5 protein-coding genes are annotated in these 23,873 nt (G+C 75.9%); all 5 read right to left on the bottom strand.

The annotated features are described in order from the left end of the window. Positions 1–94: 94 nt before the first annotated feature. From ABIH81_RS20680 to ABIH81_RS20660, 5 genes are read right to left on the bottom strand one after another with little or no spacing between them, the layout of a single operon-like run. On the bottom strand, positions 95–1,288 hold the full coding sequence (locus ABIH81_RS20680; RefSeq protein WP_349876543.1) for an alpha/beta hydrolase: 1,194 nt from the start codon (positions 1,286–1,288) through the stop codon (positions 95–97). Beyond that, positions 1,285–2,520: a hydroxymethylglutaryl-CoA synthase gene (locus ABIH81_RS20675; protein WP_349876542.1), complete on the bottom strand. Its 1,236-nt coding sequence runs from the start codon at positions 2,518–2,520 to the stop codon at positions 1,285–1,287. Before ABIH81_RS20675 ends, ABIH81_RS20680 begins: the two co-directional genes overlap by 4 nt. Next, positions 2,517–2,765, bottom strand: coding sequence for an acyl carrier protein (locus ABIH81_RS20670; protein WP_349876541.1), 249 nt, complete (start codon positions 2,763–2,765; stop codon positions 2,517–2,519). The genes ABIH81_RS20675 and ABIH81_RS20670 overlap by 4 nt, the downstream gene beginning before the upstream one ends. Beyond that, a complete protein-coding gene (locus ABIH81_RS20665) occupies positions 2,762–3,697 on the bottom strand; it encodes an LnmK family bifunctional acyltransferase/decarboxylase (protein ID WP_349876540.1) in 936 nt (311 codons plus the stop codon). The genes ABIH81_RS20670 and ABIH81_RS20665 overlap by 4 nt, the downstream gene beginning before the upstream one ends. Further along, positions 3,694–23,862, bottom strand: a complete 20,169-nt coding sequence (locus ABIH81_RS20660; protein ID WP_349876539.1) for an SDR family NAD(P)-dependent oxidoreductase — start codon at positions 23,860–23,862, stop codon at positions 3,694–3,696. The genes ABIH81_RS20665 and ABIH81_RS20660 overlap by 4 nt, the downstream gene beginning before the upstream one ends. Between the last annotated feature and the right edge of the window lie 11 nt (positions 23,863–23,873).

Raw genomic sequence — 23,873 nt, 5'->3', positions numbered from 1 at the left:
CAGTTCAGCGCGGGCGCGCACGGGGCGACGGTGCTGGCCTTGATGGACTCCAGCTTGCGCACCGGGAGCGACTTCTTGGGCGCGGTCTCCTTGGTCATGGGAACACCTCCTCTCCACCTCTCGTCGGAACGGGGGGCACCCGCCGGCCGGCTTCGGCGGGAGATCGTGTGCCGAGGGCGTCGTCGCCGGCGACGAAGCGCGCGGCGAGGTCGACGAGGCCGTCCTCGGCGTGGAACAGCGACAGGTGGTCGCCGTGCGGGGCGACGTGCAGGACGGACCCGGCGATCCGGGCGGCCACGGCCCGCGACCCGGCGGGGTGCGCCGTGTGGTCGTCCTCGCTGGTGACGACGAGCGTGCGCGTGGTCAGCCCGGCGAGGTACGGGCGCAGGTCCGTGCCCATGATGGCGCCGTTGAGGCGGCAGTAGCGGCGCAGCAGCTCGGGTGTCGCGTACGGGTACGTGACCAGGTGCGCCAGCCGTGGCGGGGCGACGCCGAGCATGGTGTTGGTGAGCACCGCGTGCACCGCCGCGGCCTGTTGCGGGCTGCGGGCGGCCATCGCCATCAGGGCTTGCAGGTTCTGCTGGTGGTCGGTCTTCGGGCTCTCGTCGCCGAGGTCGAAGTCGCCGTGCCAGAGGCTCAGCGACGACACCCGCTCCGGCGCCCGCGCGGCCGCGACGACCGCGAGCACCGCGCCGCCGCACAGGCCGATCAGGTGCGCGCGGCGCAGCCCGAACCGGTCCAGCACCGCGAGGAGGTCGTCGGCCTGGGCCACCGCACCGGTGTCGCCGGTGAACCCGTCCACGTCCGCGAACAGGCCCCGGGTCTCGGGGACGAGCACGTGGAAGTCGCGGGACAGCCGGTCGGCCCAGCCCTCGGCGAGCCGGGCGGGCATCCCGCACGCGGACACCAGCAGCACCGGCGGCCGGTCCGGGTCGCCGGCGGCGTACGTGGGCAGCACCGCCCCGTCGCCGGTACGCACGTCGGTGCGCCGGAATCGGCAGGTGAAGTCCCGCTCGCGCGCGTCGGCGACCACCCGCGGCTCGTCCGCCGCCGCCGGTGCCGGGTTCGCGTCGAGGTCCAGCAGGTCGCTCACCACCCGCTCGAACGGGCCGAGATCGGCGGCGGCGGTCACCGGCGTCGGCGCCGGCACGTCCAGCCGCTCGCACAGCCGGGCCAGCGCGGCGGCGGTGGCGGGGTCGGCGCACCGCACCCGTACCGGTGGCGGCAGCACCCGCAGCAGCGGGCCCGCCGCCAGCAGCGCGGCGGCCGTGCCCAGCCCGGGCGTCACGCGCCCGCTCCGATCCACTCGTAGGTGCGGTGGTAGGCGCGGGCGCCGGTGCAGGCGAGCAGCGTACGCGCGCCGGTCACCCGGTCCAGCACCTCGGCGTACCGCCCCGGGTCGATCCGCTTGTCCGCCACCGGCACGAGGCAGTCCGCGTTGTCGGCGAGGATCCGCTTGTACTCGTCGAACGTCAGCTCGCACCGGCCGGCGAGGTGATCGCCGATGCGCATCCGGCCGACCTCGGCGGTGGACCGCGCGTCGACCAGGCCGGAGTAGAACTCGGCGGCGCAGCCGGAACCGTACGAGTACATCCCGACCCGTACCGGTTCGTCGGGCCGCAGGTGGTCGATCAGGCTGGCCAGGGCCAGGTAGACCGACCCGGAGCAGAGGTTGCCGACCAGCCGCGGGTACTCCAGGCCGGGCGCGACGCGGCGGGCGAAGTCCGCGTCGGCATCGGGCAGCCGGTGCTCGCGGGCGAGCTTGCGGTGCGCCGCGCGGACGATGCCGGCGAACGGCGTGTGCATGGCCAGCCCGGCGAAGGTGGTGGCGAAGTCGACGTCCGCCACCTTCTCCGCGTAGTGGGCGTAGGCGTTCGTCAGGCAGTCCAGGTAGGCGAACAGCGAGCGGTCGGCGTCGGCGACGTCGAACGTCGGGCCCGGCCGGGCCGAGTCGAACGTCTCGTAGCTGTGCGTCCCGAACGCCCCGAGGTCCACGTCCAGCACCCGCGGGTCGTCGCCGAGCAGCACCGCGGCGGCGCCGGTGCCCATCGCCGGCTCGGTGTACGAGGCGTTCTCGTTCACCAGTGACACGTCCGTCGCGATCACCAGCGCCTTGGCGCCCGGCGACAGACCGGCGGCGAGGTAGCCGCAGGCGAGCTGGAGCGCCCCGGTCGCGGCGTAGCAGGCCTGCTTCACCTCCAGCACCCGGCAGCGGCGGCTCAGCCCGAGGTGCCGGTGCACGTACGAGGCGATCGACTTGCTCAGGTCCACGCCGGACTCGCTGGACGTCACCAGCAGTTCGATCCGGTCGCGGTCGGCCTCGTCCATCGCGTCGAGGATCGGCTTGGCGGCGTTCACCGCGTGCGTGACCGGATCCTCGAACGGCAGCGCGACCGACTTCGCGGTCATCATCAGGTTGCCCAGGCGGGCCGCGTCCAGACCGCGCCCCTCGAACAGGACCGGCACCGCGACGGAGGCCACCCCGCAGTACACGTTCAGGGCCTCGATGCCCACGTTCATGCCGTCACCTCGCAGAGGTACGCGACCAGGTGGTCGATGTCGGGCAGGTCGCTGAAGCTGCCGAGCGGCTCGTCGACGCCGAGCCGCTCACGGAGGGCCAGGATGATCTCGACCCGGTCGATCGAGTCGGCGCCGAGGTCGCGCAGGTGCGCGCCGCCGGGGATCCGGTCGCCGGGCACCGCCGGCAGGATCTCGGTGATCACCTCGTGGACCACCCGCCGGACCGCTTCGTCGCTCGCGCTCACGTCGTCGCCTCCGTCCGGGTCTGCTGAAGGGCCACCGCGAGCGGCCGTCCGGTGTCGCGGTCGGCGAGCACCACCCGGACCGTCTCGTCGGCGCCGGTCACGTCGCCGCCCGGCCGCCGGGACACCCGCACCCGCAGCACGGCGCCCACGTCGGCGTTGCCGAGGTAGCTCATCCGCTGGTCCAGCACGACCCGCCGGAGGAAACCGGCGTCGGTGCCGCCGCGGTGCCGCCACAGCCGCAGCGACGCCCAGTCCACGATGGAGAAGTAGGAGGCGAAGTAGAGCAGCCCCACGCCGTTGAGGTCGCGGCTCGGATCGACCGGGTAGTCCAGCGCCAGCCGGTCCAGCGGGTCCGACGGGTCGGGCTCGGCGCCCAGGTCGCGCAGTTCGGCGTACGCGCGCCGGGGCGAGTGCCGCGCGGGCAGCACGGGCAGGTGCCCGTGGCGGAACCCCGGTGGGGACGCGCTGCGCAGGTCGCCGTTGCCGCCGGACGGTCCCCGTACCACCCAGCGGTTGAAGTTCTGCGCGTACAGGCATGCCGGGTCGGGGTGGGCGTAGAACTCGTCCGGGTCGACGACCCGTCCGGGCCGGTCGCCGCGCCGGATCTCGTGCAGCGTCAGCACCGACTCGCTGCCGGAGGCGAAGGACCGCGAGTCCACCCGCAGCACGTCGCCGAAGGTCATGCCGCGCACGTGCAGGTCGGCGCCGCCGCGCAGGTGGATGTAGTGGAACGCCAGGTACGTCGGCATCCCGTCGGCGTCGCGGGCGGTGTAGACGTTGGTGTCGCAGAGCGCGCTGACGGTGTCCCAGGTCCAGTCGCCGACCTGGCCGACGAACAGCGATCCCGGCCCGCACATGCCGGGCCGCACCACTGTCGTACGGGTCGTCGCGTCGGGACCGAGCAGTTCCAGCTCGGGAGTCAGGACGGTCACCACCCCTCCCCTCCGGCGCCGCGCAGGAAGTCGGTCAGGATCCGGTTGCACTCCCGGGGGCTGGTCAGATACGGGAAGTGGCCGGCGTCGGCGATCTCCTCGTAACGGGCGCCCCGGATGCCCTGGTGCAGCAGCCGCGCCGTCTCCGACGGGATGACCGTGTCGTGCCGGCCCTGCACCACGAGCGCCGGCAGGTCCAGCTCGCCGAGCCGGTCGCGGAGGTCCGGCCGGGCCGCGAACACGTCGAGGTAGCGCAGCCCCGTCTGGGGGTCCATGCTCTCGCAGCGCAGCAGCAGGGCCTCCACGGCGGCCCGCTCGTGCCGCAGCCGGTCGGCGCCGGACCCCTCGATGGTGCGGTCGAGGTCCTGGGCCGCCACCACGGCCAGCCGGTTGATCTCACCGACCCGGTTGCCGATCTTGTAGGAGCTGCCGAGCAGGATCAGCGAGGCGGTGTCCTCCGGGTGGTTGAGGGCGAACGTGAGCGCGACCAGGCCGCCGAACGACGCGCCGGCGACGTGGACCGGCCCGTCGACCCCGATCTCCCGCAGCACCCGCAGTTCGAGGGCGGCGATCCCGTCGAGGGTGAGGTCGGCCGAGGCGGTGCTCGCCCCGACGCCGGGGTGGTGGACGCTGATCACCTGGTACCGATCGGCCAGCGCCTCGAACTGCCGCGCGAAGACGCCCGCGCCGATGTTGAACGGGTGGGCGAGCAGCAGCGGCGGGCCGTCGCCGGCGGTGAAGACCTCCACCTGCGCGCCGGCCACCGGCACCACCCGTCGGCGTACGGCCGGCTGGTGTTCCCGCAGCACGGTGCCGTTGTCGTCGGCCGGGGCTTGGTCGCGCAGCGCCTGCCGGACGTCCTCGGGCACCCGGCCGGCGGGCTGGTAGACCGCCCGGGCCGCCTCCCCCGCCGTGCGGACCCCGCCGGTGACCAGTTCGGGAACCTCTCCCGGTGCGGCGGCCAGCGCGGCGACGGCGGCCACCACCGCCTCGGCGTCGGCGGGACCGAAGCCGACCGGCACGGCGAGCCGGACGGTGCCGGCGAGCGGCCCGCCGGTCGCCAGGTGCGGGCCGCCCCGGACTCCGGCGCCGGTGTAGAGCCAGGCCAGCCCGGACATCGTGGGGTGCTCCTGACCGGCCAGGCCGGGCATCCGGGCGAGGTCGAGCAGGACACAGTGGGCGCCGTCGACGTCCACGACGGGCAGGCCGGCCGCCCGCAGCCCGTCGCGGAGCACCGCGACCGCGGCGACGCGCCGCCGGACCAGCTCCGTGACACCGTCGCGGTCCGCGAGCGCGGCCCGCAGCGTCATCCGGGTGGCCCGGTCCACCTCGGAGCCGCGCCGCGCGACGTGCTCGCGCAGCCGCGCCGCCAGTTCCGGGTCGCGGGTGGCGACCAGCCCGCCGGCGGTGACGCCGAAGTCCTTGGACAGGCTGAGCGTCGCCGTGTCGGCGACGGCGAGCATGTCCCGCACCACGGTCCAGGGATCCCCGCCGGGGCCGGCGAGCTGGACGGCGTTGTCGACGACACGGCTGGCGTCCAGGACGAGCGGCACCCCGTGCGCGGCGGTGACGCGGCGCAGCTCCCGGAGGGCGCCGGGCTCGACGGGTACGCCCCCGGAGGCGTTGTTCGCCGCCTCCACCACCACGAACGACACCGACCCGGCGGGCCGGCGGGTCAGCTCCGCCGCGAACGCCTCGACCGTCTCCGGGTCGAGCCGGCCCACCCCGACGGCCACCGGTTCGTAGCCGAGGTCGGCCAGCGTGGACAGCCAGGTCGGGAAGGCCGCGGCGTGCAGCACGACGCCGCGCGGGCCGGGGTGGCAGCGGCAGAGCAGTTCCTCGGCCGTCCGCCCGGACCGGGTCGGCACCACCTCGGGCATGGGCAGCCAGTCGTGCGCGGTGAGCTCCGGCGGGGCGGACCGCTCGGCGAGCAGCCGCGTCCGGGCGGCGACGAAACCGTCCGCCCGCTCCGCCCAGGAGTCGGTGAGCAGGTCGAAGGGGACCAGCTCGGTCGGCACGGCCAGCGCGTTGTACCCGTGCGCGGCCAGCAGGTCCGCACGTCCCGGCCGCAGCGCCGGGTCCGCCGGCGGTGCCGCGCCCTCCGGCGGCGCGGCGGTGCCCGACGGTACGGCGTTCTCTTGCGGCGCGCCGGCGTCTTGCGGTGCGGGATCGGCGGGGGCGCCGTCCACGAGGTCCGGATTGGCGATCATCAGGATGATGTCGGTGACCGACGTACGGTCGCCGGTCGCCGGCTGGCACAGGTAGATCGGCGTGTTCTCCGGCCGGAACTTGTTCTTGAACTGGAAGTTGCCGGGCCCGAACACCCCCACCGAGTGCAGCTCCGCCAACGCGTCCGCCACCGCCGGGTCGGCGTTCGGCGACTCGGTGATGGCGACACCGAAGCTCGCCCCGAAGCTGAACGACGTGCAGCCCTCGGCGGCGGTCAGCTCGATGATCCGGACGATCGCCCACTCCAGGCCGCCGGCGGGCATCTCGTCGGCGTAGAACTCCAGATCGAGCAGGTATCCCCGCTCGGACGGGATCCGGGTCACGATGACCGCGTTGACGAGGGTGTCGTCCACACGGGTGAGGAAGACCCGGTGCCGGGGGTCGAGCGTGCCGCCGCCGATCTCCTCCCGGACCACGCCGACGTACGGGTTCACCATCTGCTTGCGGCGGCCCCAGGAGTCGATCAGACCGACGATCTGCCGGTCGGTCTCCGGCGACGCGCCGGCCCGGTACTCCTCGATCCGGCAGTCACCGGCCCGCTCGAACCGGTGCAGGAGGCTGCGCAGCCGCTGCATCCGGCCGCCCCGTACGGTGAACGAGGCCAGGTCCGTCAGGCGTTGCACCGCCCCGAACGGGGTGGCGGTGACCGGTTCCCCGGCGACCTCGGTCAGGTGGGCCAGGGACAGGAAGTTGGGCCGCAGGCCGTGGCGCCGCGCCCACGCGATCCACTCCGCGACGAGGTCGTGGAAGTGGTCGTGGTGCCCGACGAAGCTCCAGGCGAACACGTCGTCGCCGCGGACCGAGAAGTTGACGTAGCCGGCCCGCGCCGAGTCGACGAACGCGTACGGGGCGATGTCCCGGCCGGCCAGCCCGCCCTCCTTGGCGTGGCGGCGGTCGAGGTCGGCCAGGAGGTCACGCAGCGCCGGGCGGCCGGGCAGGGTCCGCTTGCGGACGACGACGGGCTCGCCGTCGACCTCGGTGCCGCTCTCGATCGTCCGGCCGGTGGCCCGTGGACCGGTGTCGGGCGCGGCCCGGACGCCGGTCCCGGCGGACCGCCCGGCCAGGAACGCGGTGAGGTCGGCCATCGTCGGGTGGTCGAACAGCAGCGTCTTGGGCAGCGCGCCGTAGCGCTGTTCCAGGGCGCCGACGACGCGCAGCATGTCGAACGAGGTGAGGCCGCTGTCGGCGAACGTCCGCCCGGGCTCGACGGGACGCTCCAGCACCCCGGCCACGATCTCCTCGACGCCGTCACCGGCCGGTGTGACAGGGCGTGGTGCCCGCGTGCCGGCGGCCACGAGCGCGGCCACCGCCTCGACCGTGTCGTGCTCGTACAGGTCGGCGGCGGTGATCTCCACGTCGAACGTCGCCACCACCAGCCGGGCCAGCTCCATCCGGAAGATCGAGTCGAGGCCGAGGTCGGCGAACGCCCGGTCGGCCGTGATCTCCGTACGGTCGGCGCCGAGCACCCGCGCCACGCAGTCCCGTACCGCCTCGGCCACCTCCGCGGGCGCGGCCGGAACCGTGCCGGCGGGCGCCTGGGCGACGGCGGCTGCCGGCCGTTCGGCGCGGCGCGGCTGTTCGGCGGGGCCGTGCGGTTCGACGAGGCCCTGCGGATCGGCGGGGCCCGGCCGGTCGACGCGGTCGTGCGGTTCGGCGGGGCTCGTCCGCGCAGGTGCGGCCGGTAGCGCAGCGGCGGCGGGTGGCGCCGTAACGGCGGGACCGGCTCCGGCCGGGCGGGCGAGGACGCCCACCGGCGACGCGCCGTTCGGCGAGTGTCCGCCGTTCACCGCCCCCGCGTCGGCGGTCGCGCGCCGGCCCGCGCCGTTGCGACGCATCGCCGACGGATCACGCAGCACGATCCGGTCGGCGGCGGTGCGCCGGACCGGGGCGGGCCGCTCGGCCGGAACACGCGAGCCGGGCAGGTCGGCCGGAGCACGCGGGGCGGGCGGCTCCGCCGGGGCGGGCCGGGCCGGTGCGGCGGCGCGGGCCGGGCCCTCGTCGAACCAGAACGGCCGGGGGTCCAGCGGCGGCGCGGGGACGGAGATCCGGGCCGGCCGGTGCTCCCAGGTCGCCGCCCAGTCGACGTCACCGCCGGCCAGCCAGGTCTCGGTCTCCGCGTCGAGGCGGGGCGGCGCCTCGCCGCGCAGCACCGCCACCGCCTCGGCCGCGTCGGCGACCACCGCGGCGAACCGGTGGGCCAGGGCGTCGCGTCCCACCTGGAGCGTGTACGTGGCACGGGCCATGTCGGTGCCCGCCGCGAGGTGGTCCGCGACCCGTCGCCGGTACTCCGTCAGGGCCGCGGGACCGGACGCGGACAGCACCAGGCGCCAGGGGCCCGCCGCCGGGGACGTCGGCAGCGGCGGCGGCGACTGCACCACCACGTGGGCGTTGGTGCCGCCGAAGCCGAACGAGCTGACCCCGGCGACCCGGTCGCCGGTCCAGGGCAGGTCGCGGTCCAGCACTGTGAAGGGGGTGCCGTCCAGCCGCAGGTACGGGTTGCGCCGGTGCTGGTGCAGCGTGCGCGGCAGCCGTTCGTGGCGCAGGCTCAGCAGCACCTTGAGCAGCCCGGCGATGCCGGCCGCGGCCTCCAGGTGGCCGATGTTCGTCTTCACCGTCCCGACCGCGATCGCGGCGTCCACGCCCTCGAACGCCTTCTTCAGCCCTTCGATCTCGATCGGGTCACCGAGCCGGGTGCCGGTGCCGTGGGCCTCGATGTAGCTCACCCTTGCCGGGTCGACGCCACCGGCCCGGTACGCCCGGCTGACGACCTGCGCCTGCGCCTGCGGGTTCGGGGCGGTCAGCGACGGCCCGCGGCCGGCGTGGTTGACCGCGCTGCCCCGGATGACGGCGATCACCTGGTCCCCGTCGGCGACCGCCGCGCGCAGCGGCTTGAGCAGCACGACGCCGCAGCCCTCGCCGCGGCCGTACCCGTCGGCGGACGCGTCGAACGTCTTGCACCGGCCGTCGGCGCTGAGCATGCCCGAGGACTGGAACGCCACGAACAGGCCGGGGCTCAGCAGCACGTTCACCCCACCGGCGAGCGCCGTCGAGCATTCCCCGGCCAGCAGCGCCCGTACCGCGCGGTGCACCGCGACGAGCGAGCTGGAGCAGGCGGTGTCGACGGCTTCGCTGGGGCCGCGCAGGTCCAGCAGGTAGGAAACCCGATTGGCCAGGATGCAGTCGGCGAGGCCGCTCGCGGTGTGGGCCTCGACCGGCACGTCGTGCGCGCGCAGCAGATCGTCGTAGTCGCAGGCGGACACGCCGACGAAGATCCCGGTGTCGGTGCCGGCGAGGTCCGCCGGCCGGTAGCCCGCGTCGGCGACGGCCTGCCAGGCGGTCTGGAGGAACAGCCGCTGCTGCGGGTCCATCAGCGCGGCCTCGCGCGGCGCGATGCCGAACAGGTCGGCGTCGAACGACCGTACGTCGTCGAGGAAACCGGCGCGGACGCCGGCGGTGGCGGGGTCGGCGAGCAGGTCGGTGCGGTCGGCCGGGACCTTGCGGACGAGGTCGTCACCGGCGGCGAGGTGCCGCCAGAAGGCGTCGAGGTCCGGCGAGCCGGGCAGCACCCCGGCCATCCCCACCACGGCGACCGCGTCGGCCGGCAGATCCGCCGGGGGCTCGGCGGCGCCCGTCCCGGACCGGTCCGCCGCGGGCCCGGCGTCCACGGTGGCCGGGGCCGGGCGGGCCGGGAGTACGGTGCGCAGGTACGCGCCGAAGGCGGCGAGCGTGGGGTGCTCGTAGAGGACCGTGGGCAGCAGGTCGACATCGAAGCGCTCGTTCGTCTCGTTCACCAGGCCGGTCAGCGAGATGGAGTCGAAGCCCAGGTCGAGCAGTTGGATGTCCGGGTCGACCTCGTCCGGTTCGACGAGCAGGAACCCGGCGGCGAGCGCGCGCAGCTCCGCGTCCAGGTCCAGCTCCGGCTCCGGGGCCGGGCCGCTTTCCGGTACCTCCGGCGCGACGTCGGCGGGGCGCTGCACCGCCACCACCGGTTCGGTGCCGGACACGACGCGGTCGAACGCCCGTACCGCGTCGGCCGTGGGCAGCGGGGCACTCCCCCAGCGCCGCGCGAACAACCGGCGGGTGGCGTCGTCCACGGCCATGCCGCCGTCGGCCCACAGCGGCCAGCAGACGGACACCGTGCCGGGCCGGCCCACGGCGAACTCGTCCAGGAACGCGTTGGCGTAGGCGTAGTCGACCTGCCCGAGGTTGCCGGTGCGCCCGGCGATCGACGAGCACAGCGCGAAGAACTCCAGCGGTTCGGTGCCGAGCGCGTCCACCAGGTACCGCAGGCCGAACACCTTCGGGGCCAGCACCGCGTCGACGGCGGCGGCCGGCTTCGTCAGGGCGCGGACGTCGTCGTGCACGCCGGCGGCGTGGACCACCCCGTCGATACGCCCGTAGCGCCGGCGGATCTCGGCCACCGCACCGCGCACGTCGGACTCGGCAGTCACGTCCGCGCGGACGAACGCGAAGGTCTCGTCGGCCGGCGCGGTCCGGCCGACCAGCACCACCGCCGACGGCGCGCGGGTCGCGGCGAGATGGACGGCGAGGTGCCGGCCGACCGCGCCGGTGCCGCCGACCACGACGTACACGCCGCCGGCGCGCCGGACGGCCGGGCCGGGCCGGAACGGCACCATCCGGCGTACCTCACGGACGCCGCCGCTCCAGCGGACGTCGTCCACCCGCTGCTCCGGCGGCCCGGAGACGTGCCACAGGTCCGCCTCGGCGGTCACGCCACCCCGGACCACCGCCCCGGAGAAGCCGCTGTGCTCCAGGGCGAGCGTGCGCAGCGCCGCCGTCACGGCGGTGTACGCGGGCCGCTCGTCCGGGCAGCCGACGACGATCCGCAGCGACGCGGCCGGATCCGGGGTGAGCACCTCGACGGCGGTCCGCAGGACCGTGTGCAGGCTCTCGCGTACCTCGTCGGCGAGCCCGCCGGCCCGAGCGGGCAGGTGCACCACGACCACGTCGGGGTCGGCCTGGTCGTGGCGGCCGCCGAACGTCGGGCCCGCGCCGACGACCCGGACACGGGCCGGTGGCCGCCCGCCCTCCGGGGGCGGCTCCGCCCGCCACTGCGGCCGCAGGTACACGCACGGGTCGCTCTCGGGCACGCCGGTCTCGGGCACGCCGGTCTCCCGCGCCGCCGCCTCCGGTACGACGCTCCCCGGCACGGCGTTCTCCGGCACCGCCGCCTCGGGAACTGCCGAGATCGGCGACGGGGCGGCCCGGCCGTCGACGGTCCGGTCGTCGGCGGTCCGGTCGTCGGCGGTCCGGTCGTCGGCGGTCCGGTCGTCGGCGGTCCGGTCGTCGGCGGTCCGGTCACCGTCCGGTACGGACGGCGCCGCCGGTGGCCGTGCGGTGCCGGCCGGCTCGGGCAGCCACAGCCGCTGCCTGTCGAACGGGTACGGCGGCAGCGACACCCGTCCCGGCCGTACCGGCCAGCGGCCCGCCCAGTCGACCGGGACACCGCGTACCCACAGCTTCGCCGACTGGTCGAGCCGGCCGCGGCGCAGCAGGTCGGCGGCGATCTCGGCGCCGCCGTCGCCGTCGAACAGCGGATCGGTGCCGGCGGTGCCGGTGGTGACCTCGCCGGCCCGCAGCCGGCGGACCAGCTCGTCGATGTCGGAAACGACGACGGCGAGCCGGTGGTCGAACTCCGCCCGCCCGACCTGGGTGCTGTACGCGAGCTGGTCGAGGCGCGGGCGCGTCCGCTCGGCCAGGTCGGCCACGGCGGCCGTCAGCGTGCGCAACTGCTCCGGGGTCCGCGCCGACAGCACGACGACGTGCGGCCCCGGCTGGACCGGCGCGGGCGGCGGCGCGGGATGCTCCCGGACTACGAGGTGCGCGTTCGCGCCGCCCGCTCCGAACGAGCTGACCCCGGCGCGGCGCGGCGCGGTCCACGGCTGCGCACTGGTCGGCAGCAGGAACGACCCGGACAGGTCGATGCGGGAGTTGACCGTGGACAGGTTCGCGCAGGGCGCGATGGTGCCGTGCGCGAGTTGCAGCAGCACCTTCGTCAGGCCGGCGATGCCGGCGGCGCCTTCGAGGTGCCCGATGTTGGCCTTGACCGAGCCGACCGGGATGCGCCGGCCGTCCGGCAGCGCGGCGCCGAGCGCCCGGCCGAGGCCGGCGATCTCGATCGGGTCGCCGAGGGCCGTGCCGGTGCCGTGCGCCTCCAGGTAGCCGACGTCGCCGGGTGTCACACCGGCCGCGGCGAGCGCCCGGACCACCAGGTCGGCCTGGGCCGTGGGGTTGGGCACCGTGTAGCCGCCGGTCCGGCCGCCCGCGTTGACGAAGCCGCCCTCGATGACGCCCCAGATCCGGTCGCCGTCGCGCAGGGCCGCGGACAGGGGTTTGAGTAGTACCGCGCCGACGCCCTCGCCGGGCACGAACCCGTCGGCGCGCTCGTCGAACACCTTGCAGGCCCCGTCGGCCGACAACATGGTCATCGACGACAGCGCGATCAGGTGCGCCGGGTGCAGGACCAGGTTGACGCCACCGGCGACGGCCGCGGAGCACTCCCCGCGGCGCAGGCTCTCGCAGGCCAGGTGGACCGCCGTCAGCGAGGAGGAGCAGGCCGAGTCGACGGCGAAGCTCGGCCCGGTCAGGTCGAGCGTGTACGACACCCGGTTGGCGATCGACCAGTACGCCGAGTGCCCGTCGGTGTAGCGGCCCTCCGGCCAGCCCTGCGCGGCGGCGATGCGGCCGTACGAGCCGTACATGGTGCCGACGAAGACGCCGGTGTCACGCGGCAGCGCTCCCCCGAGGGCGCCCGCGTCCTCCAGCAGCAGCCAGACGGTCTCCAGGAACAGCCGCTCCTGCGGGTCCATCGCGGCCGCGTCCTTCGGCAGGATGCCGAAGAAGCCGGGGTCGAACCGGTCGACGCCGGTGAGGAACCCGGCCCACCGGCTGTACGTGTGCCCGGGCCGGCCGCGGCGCGGGTCGAAGTGTTCGCGCCAGTCCCACCGCTCCGGCGGCACCTCGCTGATCGAGGTGGTGCCGGTGACCAGGTTCTGCCAGAACCGTTCCAGGTCCGGCGCGCCCGGGTAGCGGCCGGACAGGCCGACGACCGCGATCGCGTCCGCGTCGCCCCGGGCGGCGAGGGCCGGGGCGGCCGGGACGGCAGGGGCGACCGGGGCTGCCGACCGCTCCGGTTCCGCCGCGTGCACAGGCGCCGGCACGGCGTCCACCGCTGCGGTGCCGAGCGTGGCGGCGAGCGGGCCCGGCCGTTCCCGGGCCAGGTGGTCGGCGAGCTGCTCGATCGTCAGGTGCTCGAACAGCAGGGTGGCCGGCAGGTCACCGAGGTCGGCCGAGAACCGGCGTACGAGGTGCTGGCCGACCAGCGAGTCGACGCCGAAGTTGTCGAACGTGACGTCGTCGTCGAGCTGGTCGGGGCGGTACTTGAGGACCTCCGCGAAGACCGCGCGGACGTAGTCCCGGGCGGCGCGGGCCGGCACCCGGTCCACCGGCGCCCCGGCCGTCGCCACCAGCACGCACTGCTCCTGCTCGTCGTCGGGGACACCGGGCATGCCGAGGATCCGGCCGGTCAGGCCCGCCTCGGCGAGCGCCGCGCGCCACCCGGCCGGTGCCAGCAGCGGGGAGTGCGGCAGCCGCCGGTGGGCGTCGGTGAACCGCCACCAGCCCGGCAGCAGACCGAACGTCGCGGTGAGGAAGTCGGAGGCGCGGGTGACCTCGTTGAGCAGCAGCACGCCGCCGGGGCGCAGCAGGGACCGGGCATGGCGCAGGCTGCGGACCACGTCCTCGGTGGCGTGCAGCACGTTCGTGGCGAGCACGACGTCGTACGAGCCGGCCGAGAAGCCCTGCCCGGCCGGTTCCCGTTCGATGTCGAGGACGCCGAACCGCAGGCCCGGATGGCGTCCGCCGAAGCGGTCCTCGGCCTCGCGGAGGAACGCGGTCGAGAGGTCGGTGAAGTCGTACCGTACGCCCGGACAGGCGTCGAGGACGAACGCCGAGCCGGCGCCCGTGCCGGCCCCGATCTCCAGCACGCGCCCCGGACCGTCCGTCCGGTCGAGCACGGCGGCGGCCTCGGCCGCCACCAGCCGGTGGTAGAAGTCCGCGGCCCGCTGGCCCCGGTAGACGGCGGCGACCAGATCGGTGCTGCCACCGGGAAAGAGCACCTCGGTCGGTGAGGTCCGGCCGTCCAGGACGCCGGGCAGCGCGTCGACGCACCGGGCCAGCAACGCCACGTGCGGGGCGAGGTCGGGGTGCCGGGCGAGCACACCGGCGGTGGACAGGCCGGCCGGGGGCCCGGACACGGCGGCGACGACGGCGGCCTCCAGCGGCCCCGGGGCCGGCACGGAACGGTCCCGGAGCCGGTCGCGCAGCAGGTCGCGGGCCAGCCCGTCGAGGGTACGGAAGGCCGCGCTGGACCGGTCCAGCGACGGGTCCGTGTCCCCGGCGGTGTCTCCCGTGGCGGGCGGGGCCACGACGGCGTCGGCGGCGGACGTGGACGGGTGGACGCCGAGTGCGGCGAGCCCGTCCCTCGTGCCCTTGAGGACTGCCACCTGCGGGTGCGGGCCGGCGAGGATCCGCTCCAGCCCGGCGACGCCCTCGGCCGGCTCGATGGAGCCGATGCCCAGCGCCGCGAACCGGGCCGCGTATCCGGGATCGGCGACCACGCCGACGCTGCCCCACCAGCCCCAGTTGACCACGCGTACCGGTTGTCCGCGGCGGTGCAGCGCCAGCCCGTACGCGTCCTCGAACGTGCTCGCGGCGGCGTAGTTGGCCTGCCCCGGGGCCGGGGCGAACGACAGCGCCGAGGAGAACAGCGCGAGGAAGTCCAGCGGTTCGCCGGCCAGCGCGTCGGCGAGCACGGCGACGCCGGCGACCTTCGGTCGCAGCACCTCGGTGAACGCCGTCTCGTCCATCGCGGACAGGGCGCGGTCACGGAGCACCAGCGCGGCGTGGAACGCGCCGTCGACGGGGCCGAACCGCTGTCGCGCCTCGGCCACCGCGCGGCGGACCGCGGCCGCGTCGGTGACGTCGGCGCGCAGGTAGACGGCCTGCCCGCCGAGCGCCTCGATCTGCGTCACCAGGGACCGGACACGCGCGTCCTCCGGGGACCGGCCGAGCCACACGAGCCGGGCACGCCGGGTCCGGGCGAGGTGACGGCTGACTTCGAACCCGATGCCGCCGGTGCCGCCGACGACGAGGTAGACACCGCCGTCGCGCAGCGGCGCCGCGCCCGCCGGCCAGGCCACCGGCTCCAGGCGGCGGACCAGGCGGCGGTCACCGCGCAGCGCGACGAACCGGTCGGTGCCGTGTTCGCGGCGGATCGCGGCGGCCGGGGTGGCGTCGCCGGGACCGGCGTCGACACAGGTGACCCGCCACTGCGGGTACTCGGCGGCGATCGAGCTGGCCAGGCCGGAAAGGCCGGCGGCGTGCGGGTGGACCGGCTCGCCGGGCAGGCCGGCCACCCCGGACACGACGAAGGTGAGCGTCAGCGGTCCCCGGTCCGCGCCCAGCTCGAGCAGGCGGCGCAGCAGGCGGAACGCGTCGAGCGTCGCGGTGTCGTCCTGCGGCGGGGCGTCCGGACCGGCCGTGCGGGCGAGCACGTACACCGTGTCGTACCGGCCGGTGGGCAGCTCGCCGAGCGGCAGCCTGTCGTCGGCGCCGAGGGCGGCGGCCAGCGCGGCGTCGCCGGGGGTGTGCACGGCGAGGATCCGCCCGGCAGGCGGTTCTCCCGAGGGTGCGCCCGCCGGCCGCCAGGCCGGCACGTACAGCAGGTCCGGTGCCCCGGCGGCCGGTGGTGCCGTCACGGCCGGCCGGCTCTCGGGAACGGAGGGCGTGGCGCCGGGCTGGTCGTAGGGACGTAGCGCCACACCGTCGAGCCGGGCCCGGACGTCGCCGGTCAGGTCGGTGACCACCACGTCGAACCGTCCGCCGTCCCGGCGTACCACGTGGACGCGGGCGGTCGCCGGCAGCCGGTCCGCGACGACTGCCGACTCGACGGCGAACGGGACGAGCATCCGGTCCGCGGGATCGACCAGCCCGGCGACCGCCTGCAACGCCCCGTCGAGCAGCTGGACGTCGCCGTCGGGGCCGGCGGTGAGCGTGCCGAGCGCCTCGCCGGCGCCCAGCCGCAGCTCCGTCAGCACCCGGAAGGACGGCCCGTAGCGCAGACCGGCCCGGGCGAACCCCGCGTACAGGTCGTCGACCGGACGGCGGCCGGGGCAGCGGGCCTCGACGGACGGCAGGTCCACCCGGCCCGGCGGGGCCGGGTCGGCGGCGCGGCGGGTGGCGACGGCGTGCGGCGTCCCGCCGACGGTGAGGGTGATCCGGTCGTCCCGGGTGACGACCGCCGTCACCGGCTCGGTGACCACGACGGGCCGCAGCCAGGTCACGTCGGCGGCGCGAGCCCCACCGCCGGTGGCCTGGCGCAGGAACGCCGCGCCGGGCAGGACCGGGACGCCGTGCAGCGTGTGGTCGGCCACGAGCGGGTCGGCCGGCGTGAGGACCGTCTCCCGCCGGTCGCGGCCGGTCCAGAAGCGGTCGCGGGCGAAGGGGTAGGTGGGCAGCGGGATGCGGCGGCCGGCCGGCATCGTCGTCCAGTCCACGTCCGCGCCGGCCACCCAGCGCTCGGCGAGCGCGACCAGGTCGGCCGGCGCGTCGGGCGCGGGCGGCCCGCCGGCCAGCTGCCGGACCAGGTCGGCGGTGTCGGCGGCGACGAACGCGGCCCGGACCGCCAGGTGCGCCCGGCCCCGCGCGAGGGTGGCGGCGACGTCGTGGACGTCGGCCGGGTCGGTACGCAGGCGCCGGGCCAGCCGGTCCGTCAGGTCACGCAGCGCGGACGCGGTCCGGGCCGAGACCGGCACCACCACCGGCCCGGTGCCGGTGCCCGCCGTCGCGGCCGGCGCCTCGGCGACCACGAGGTGGCAGTTGGTGCCGCTGAAGCCGAACGAGCTGACGCCGGCCACCAGCCGGTCGTCGTGCCAGCCGGTGAGTTCCCGCACCACCGGCAGCCCGGGGATCGGCTCGGTGGCGTGCGGGGTCGGTGGCAGCTGCCGGTGCCGCAGGCTGAGCAGCACCTTGATCAGGCCCGCCACGCCGGCGGCCATCGTGGTGTGGCCGATGTTCGCCTTGACCGAGCCGATCCGGCAGTGCGGGCCGACGACCTGGCCCAGCGCCTTGACCTCGATCGGGTCACCGAGCGCGGTGCCGGTGCCGTGGGTCTCGACGTACCCGACCTCGACGCCGGCCCGGGCGTGGACCTCACGCAGCAGACGGGCCTGGGAGACCGCGCTCGGCGCGGTGATGCCGTTGGTACGGCCGTCGCCGTTCACGCCGCCCGCGAGGATGACGCCGTGGACGTGGTCGCCGTCGGCGAGCGCCCGGTCCAGCCGCTTCAGGACGACCACGCCGACGCCCTCGCCGAGCACGATGCCGTCGGCGGCGGCGTCGAACGGCAGGCACCGGCCGGTCGGCGACAGCATCCCCGTCTGGCTGGTCCAGACCTGCATCTGCGGCGTGCACATGACGGCGACGCCGCCGGCCAGCGCCGTGTCGCAGTCGCCCGAGCGCAGGCTCTCGCAGGCCAGGTGCACCGCCGTCAGCGACGACGAGCACGCGGTGTCGATCGCCATCGTGGGCCCGGTCAGATCGAGCAGGTACGCGATCCGGGCGGGCAGGATCGAGCTGGCCCCACCGAGGAACGCCTCGCTGGTGTCGCCGCGGCCGTGCCGCTCCAGCAGGCGGGGATAGTCGCCCGCGCCGCAGCCGACGAAGACACCGCACCGCATCGGCCGTCCGGCGTACCCGGCGTCCTCCAGCGCGGCCCACGCCTGCTCCAGGAAGATCCGCTGCTGCGGGTCCATCGCCTCGGCTTCGAGCGGCGAGACGCGGAACAGCCCGGCGTCGAAGGCGTCCACGTCGTCCAGCAGCGCCGCCCATCGGCTGCGGGTCCGGCCGGGGACGGCGGGATCCGGGTCGTAGAGTTCCGTCAGATCCCAGCGGTCGGGCGGAACCTCCCGGATGGCGGACCGGCCGGCGGCGAGGTTGTCCCAGAACGTGTCGAGGTCCGGGGCGTCCGGGAACCGTCCGGCCATGCCGATCACCGCGATCGCGGCAGGCGCGTCCGCGACCGGCGACGTGTCCGGTGCCGGCGTCGCGGCCGGTGCCGGCGTCGCGGCCGGTGCCGGCTCTTGGAGGGAAGGCGACACCGACGGTGGCCGGACGGCGAACGTCAGCGGCGGCGGCTCCGACGCCGTGGCGGGGACGGTCCCGGGCGCCGGGGCAGTCGCGGGCACCGCGGCGGGCGCGGTCAGAACCAGTGGCGGCGGGCCCGCGGCGGCCGGGACCGGTTCGTCCACGACGGACGGTGCCGGGGGCGCGGTGGCCTGGGCGCGCAGCGAGGCGGACTCGGCCAGGTTGCGCCGCACCGCCTGGGCGAGGTCGGGCACCGTGGGGTGGTCGTACACGGCGGCCGAGTCCAGGTCGGTGCCGAACCGGCGGTTGAGATCCCGCACCAGCTCCACGGCACCGATGGAGTCCAGTCCCAGGTCGGCGAAGGTACGCGACGGCAGCACCTCGTCCGGGCGCAGGTACAGCAGGGCACCCACGATCTCCGTCACCGCGTCGCTCACCGTTTCGTCGTCCGGGCCGGTGGGCGACGCCTGCGCGGCCGGCGTCGCCCGGCTACGGAACTCGTCGACCTTGGTGAAGTGCTCCCGCACCAGGGCGGCGGACTCCGCGCCGAGGACGTTGCCGTGCATGCGGACCTCGCTGGCGATGACCTCGGGCAGCCGGTCGAGGATCCGGCCGGCGAGTTCGTTCTTGAGCGACCGGATCACCGCCGGTGGCTTGTCCGCCATGGACCGGGCCAGGTCCAGCGCGGCCGGAACGACCTCCTGCGGCGGCAACACGGTCACGCCGGCTCCGCGCCGGCTCAGCTCGGCGCCGGTCATCGACCGCCCGGTCAGCATCATCTCGGCGGCCAGGGCGGGGCCGAGGCGTTGCTCCAGGATGTAGGTGGCGCCCATGCCCGGGGTGAAGCCGTAGCGGGTGAAGTTCGCGCTGTACACCGACGTGTCGCCGAGCACGACCACGTCGCCGTAGCAGGCGAACGCCAGTCCCCCGCCGGAGGCGTGCCCGGCGGCGGCGGTGACGACCGGCCGGGTGCAGCGCAGAATCCCCTCGTAGACGAGCGCGGCGTCGGTGAAGGTGCCCTCGCCCTCGGCCAGCGCCCGCAGAGCCTCGGGAGTGCCGCCCATGCTGAAGACCGAGCCGTGGCCGGTGATCACCACCGCGCGTACGTCGTCGCGCCGCTCGATCTCCGCGAACGTGTCCCCCAGTGCCGCGAGGAGCCCGTCGGTGAACATCGGCGCGCGCATCGACACCAGCGCGACGCCCTGGTCCAGGACGCGGAACTCCAGTTCCGGCCCGTCCGGGACGACCACGTCGCCGTCGGCGACCGGTGGCGGGCTCGCCGCCGGCGCGACGGCGTCGCCGCCGCCGGTCCCGGCTCGGACCGCGTCAGCCGTGCCGGCGCGGGCGGCGTCCCAGCCGCCGAGCCAGCACGGTTCCTCCGGCAGCGGGCAGGTCGGCAACGGGACGCGGCGGGGATGCCCGTCCGGGTAGCAGGCGGACCAGTCGACAGCGCCGCCGCCGACCCAGTGCCGGGCCACCTCGTGCAGGTCACCGGCCCGGAACGCCGCCACCGGATCGCCGGTGGCGGGCACACCGGTGGTCACCACGTCCCCGGCGTCCTCCCCCCGGGCGAAGCGCTCCAGCGCGCTGCGCAACGCGTCGGTGCCGGACGCCACGACGGCGATGCGTACCGCCTGCGGCGCCCGTCCCACCTGTGTCGTGTAGGCGATGTCGCGGACGCCGCGGTCCGCGGCGAGTTCGTCGAGGCGCGTGGCCACGCTCAGCCGGCCGATCGCCTCCACCCCGACCAGGTCCGCCAGCCGCCCCGGGTCCAGCCCGAGGTCGCCGAGGGTCGCCGACGGTTCCAGCGCCTCCTCGGGTACGCCGAGAAGGCCGGCCACCGCCGCGGCCGGGCCGGTCGACGCCGGCAGCCCGGCCGCCATCGCGGCCGCGTACGCCCGCAGTGTCCCGGCGGTCGACGCGGAGAGCACCACGAGCGCCGGCCCGTCCGGCGCGGGGGGTGCGGCGGCGGGGGCGAACTCCTCGACCAGCACGTGCGCGTTGGTGCCCCCGGCGCCGAACGCGCTGACGCCGGCCCGCCGCGGGACGCCGGGCGGCGGGGTCCACGGCTCCAGCGTGCGCTGGACCCGCAGGGGCACGGCGGCGAAGTCGATGTGCGGGTTGAGTTCCTCGGCGTGCAGCGACGGCACGAGCGCGCGGTGCCGCAGTTGCAGCAGCACCTTCGTCAGGCCGGCTATCCCGGCGGCGCCCTCCAGGTGCCCGATGTTCGACTTGACCGACCCGATCGCGCAGGCCCCGGCCGGCAGGTCCGCACCGTCGAACGCCTGCCGGAGTCCCTCGACCTCGATCGGGTCGCCGAGTGCGGTACCGGTGCCGTGGGCCTCGACGTAGCCCACTGTGGCGGGGGTCCAGCCGGCCGATTCCAGGGCGGCGCGGACGAGCGCGGCCTGCGAACCGGGGCTCGGCACGGTCGCTCCGGCGGTACGTCCGGTGTGGTTCACCGACGTCGCGCGGATGACGCCGTACACGTGGTCGCCGTCGGCGAGCGCGCGCGACAACGGTTTGAGCAGCACCGCGCCGACCCCCTCGCCGGGCACGTAGCCGGTGCCGTCGGCGCCGAACGCCCGGCACCGGCCGTCGGTGGACAACCACTGCCCCTGCGCGAGCTGGAGGTACTTCTGCGGGTGCACGGTCACGTTCACCCCGCCGGCCAGCGCGAGCGTGCACTCGCCCCGCCGGATGCTCTCGACCGCGAGGTGCACGGCGGTCAGGGACGACGAGCAGGCGGTGTCGACGGCCAGGCTCGGCCCGGTCAGGTCGAAGGTGTGCGAGACGCGGTTGGCGATCGCGCAGTGCATCGCGGTCGGGGCGACGCCGTCGGTGGCTCCGCCGACGAGCTGGTAATGGTTCCACATGACGCCCGCGTAGACGCCGACGACCTCGCCGTGCAGCGTCTCGGGCGGATGTCCGGCGTTCTCCAGCGCGTGCCAGCAGGTGGTGAGGAACAGCCGTTCCTGGGGGTCCATCCGCTCGGCGTCGCGCCGGGACACCCCGAAGAAGGCCGGCGCGAAGCGGTCGACGCCGTCGAGGAACCCGCCCCACCGGCCGTACGTGCGTCCGGGGGTGCCCTTCTCCGGGTCGAACAGCGCCGCGTGGTCCCAGCGCCCGGCGGGCACCTCGGTGATCGCGTCGACCCCGCCGGCCAGGTTGCGCCAGAACGCGTCCAGGTCGTCCGCGCCGGGGTAACGCCCGGCCACGCCGACGACCGCGACCGGGTCATCGGCCGGCCCTCCCACCGCCGGTCCGGCCACGGCCGGTCCGCCGTCCGACAGGACAGCCGGGCGCGAGACGGGGGCGGTTCCGGCGGCCGGCACGAGTTCCCGCAACCGGTCCGCCTGCCCGTGCAGGACCAGGACCGCGTCGTAGGGACCGCGCAGCACGTCGCGCAGGACGCCGAGCGCGGTATCGGTGGGCATCGGCTCCTGGCCGGTGCGCTCGGTCGAGCGGCGCAGTGCGTCGGCGGGCGCACGCATGCCGCCCTCGGCCCAGTACGGCCAGCCGATGACGACGGTCCGGCCGCGGCCCCGGCGTTCGACGTGCCGCAGGCCGGCGTTGGCGTACGCGTAGGCGGCCTGGCCGGGGTTGGCCACGTCGGCCGACGCGGAGGAGAAGGCGACCAGGAAGTCGAGCGCGTCACCGGCGGTGGCGGCGTCGACGTGGCGCAGGCCGTCGAGTTTGGGGGCGGCGACGGCGGCGAGGTCGCCCGGGTCGCCGCGGAAGAACAGCCCGTCCCGGGTGACGCCGGCGCAGTGCAGGACTCCGTCGATCCGGCCGAACCGCTCCCGTACGCCGGCCACCGCCGCGTCCACAGCGGCGGCGTCGGTGACGTCGGCGATCGCGACGTGCACCTCGGCGCCCGCCGCGCGGCACCGGTCGACGAGCGCCGCCGCGGGCGCGGTGCGTGACAGCAGAGCGATCCGGGCCCGGTGCCGGTGCGCGAGGTGCGTCGCGAGGACGGCGGCGAGACCGCCGGATCCCCCGGTGACCAGATAGACACCGCCGTCGCGGAACGGCTCCCCTCCGGTGGCCCCGGCGGCCGGGTCCACCTCGCGCCAGCGCCGCACGAGGCGCCGGCCGCCGACGTAGCGGACCTCCGGCTCGGCGTCGGCCGTCCGCAGCTCCGCGCGTACCGCGGCGGCGAGGTCGCGGGCGTGCTCGACCTGGACGAACCGGCAGCGCAGGCCGGGGACCTCGGCGGTCACGGTACGGGCCAGCGCCGCGGTCGCCGCCTGCTCGGCCGTCGGCTCGCCGGCGTGCACGACGAGCAGGTCGCGCGGCCCGGCGTCGACGAGGGCGGTGGCGGCCCGCCACAGGTCGGCGGCCGGGTCGTCGGTCAGCAGGACGACGGCGGGCGGCAGGTCACGAGCCTCACGGAGCCGGTCGACGGAGTCCACGTGGGCGGCGGCGAGCCCGGCGGGGAGCGCGCCGCCCACGACCAGTGCCTCGGGGGTACGGGCGGCCGGCGGCGCCGGATCCGCGGGCACCCAGGCGTCGACGAAGGACAGCACCGCCGAGCCGGAGGACACATCGTCCGGCGCCGGGGCCGCGTCGGCCCGAGCCGGGTCGGACGACGGAGGGACGGCCGGGGCCGGCCCGGTGGACAGGTGCGCGGCGAGCGCGTCGATGGTGGTGTGCTCGAACAGCAGCGTCGGGTAGAGCTTGCGGCCCACGAGGTGCTCGACCCGCTCGGTGAGCCGGAGCAGCGCGACCGAGTCGAAGCCGAGGTCGTAGAACCCGGCCCCGGTCGCCACCTCGGCGGGCGGCCGGCCGAGCATGTCCGCGACGGTGGTGCGCAGCGTGTCGGTGAAGCCGTTCGCGGCACCGGGCGAGGGTGCGGCCGGCTGCCCGGGCGCCGTCGCCGACGGCTCGGCGGTGGGCCGGACCTGCGCGGCGTCGGCCGACACGTCGGCGAGCAGCCGGCGCACCAGGCCGGATTCGCGGATGCGCTTGCAGGTGAGGCCGGTGAAGCCGGCCAGGAACCGGCCGTGCTCGTCGCGGATCGTGTAGTCGGTGGTGATCACGTCGCCGGACGGCGCGAGCCGTTCCGGGCGCGGTACGTGGACGTGACACGTCGGCGGCAGCGGCTCGGGTGCCCGGAACTCGCGGACGAACATCGGCACGAACGGGTCGTCGGTCGGCATCTCGACCTGCCCGAACCCGGCCAGCGTCGAGGCGTCCAGCGAGGCCGGGTGCAGGTGGAACCCGGCGGCTGTGGCCCCCGGGTGCTGCTCGCGGGTCAGGTCGGCCAGGAGCACGCCGCCGCCGACGTGCAGGGTGCCTCGGCAGCGCATCGCCGGGCCGTGGCGGATGTGCTCCCGTACCGCCCGCTGGTAGAGCACGTCCACGTCGTCGTGCCGGTCCGCGGCGGCCCGCAGCGCGTCCAGGTCGAGTGGCGCCGGGACCGGCTCGTCGGTGAGGCAGACCAGCCCGTGCGCGTTGTCGTGCCAGCCGGACACCGGGTCGTCACCGCGCAGCCAGCGGCTGCGTACGGTGAACGGGCGCCCGGCGTCCTGCGGCTCGCCGATGGTGAGCACGACCTCGCGGTCGAAGCCGTCGGTGGTGACGATCGCCTCGGCGAGCACGGTGTCCCGGACGCAGAGCCGGCGGTGGTCCCAGCCGGCCGCGACGGCGGTGCGGTAGACGAGGTCGAAGAAGACGACGCCGGGAAGCACCGACACCTCGTGCAGCCGGTGGTTCCGCATGACGAAGTCGTCGTGGGTGAGCCGGAACCGGCTCTGGACGTCGGCCATCGGGAACCTGC

It is taken from the genome of Micromonospora sp. HUAS YX12 (assembly GCF_040215685.1).
Lineage (GTDB): Bacteria > Actinomycetota > Actinomycetes > Mycobacteriales > Micromonosporaceae > Micromonospora > Micromonospora tulbaghiae.
This window is presented reverse-complemented; position numbering and strand designations above follow the sequence as displayed.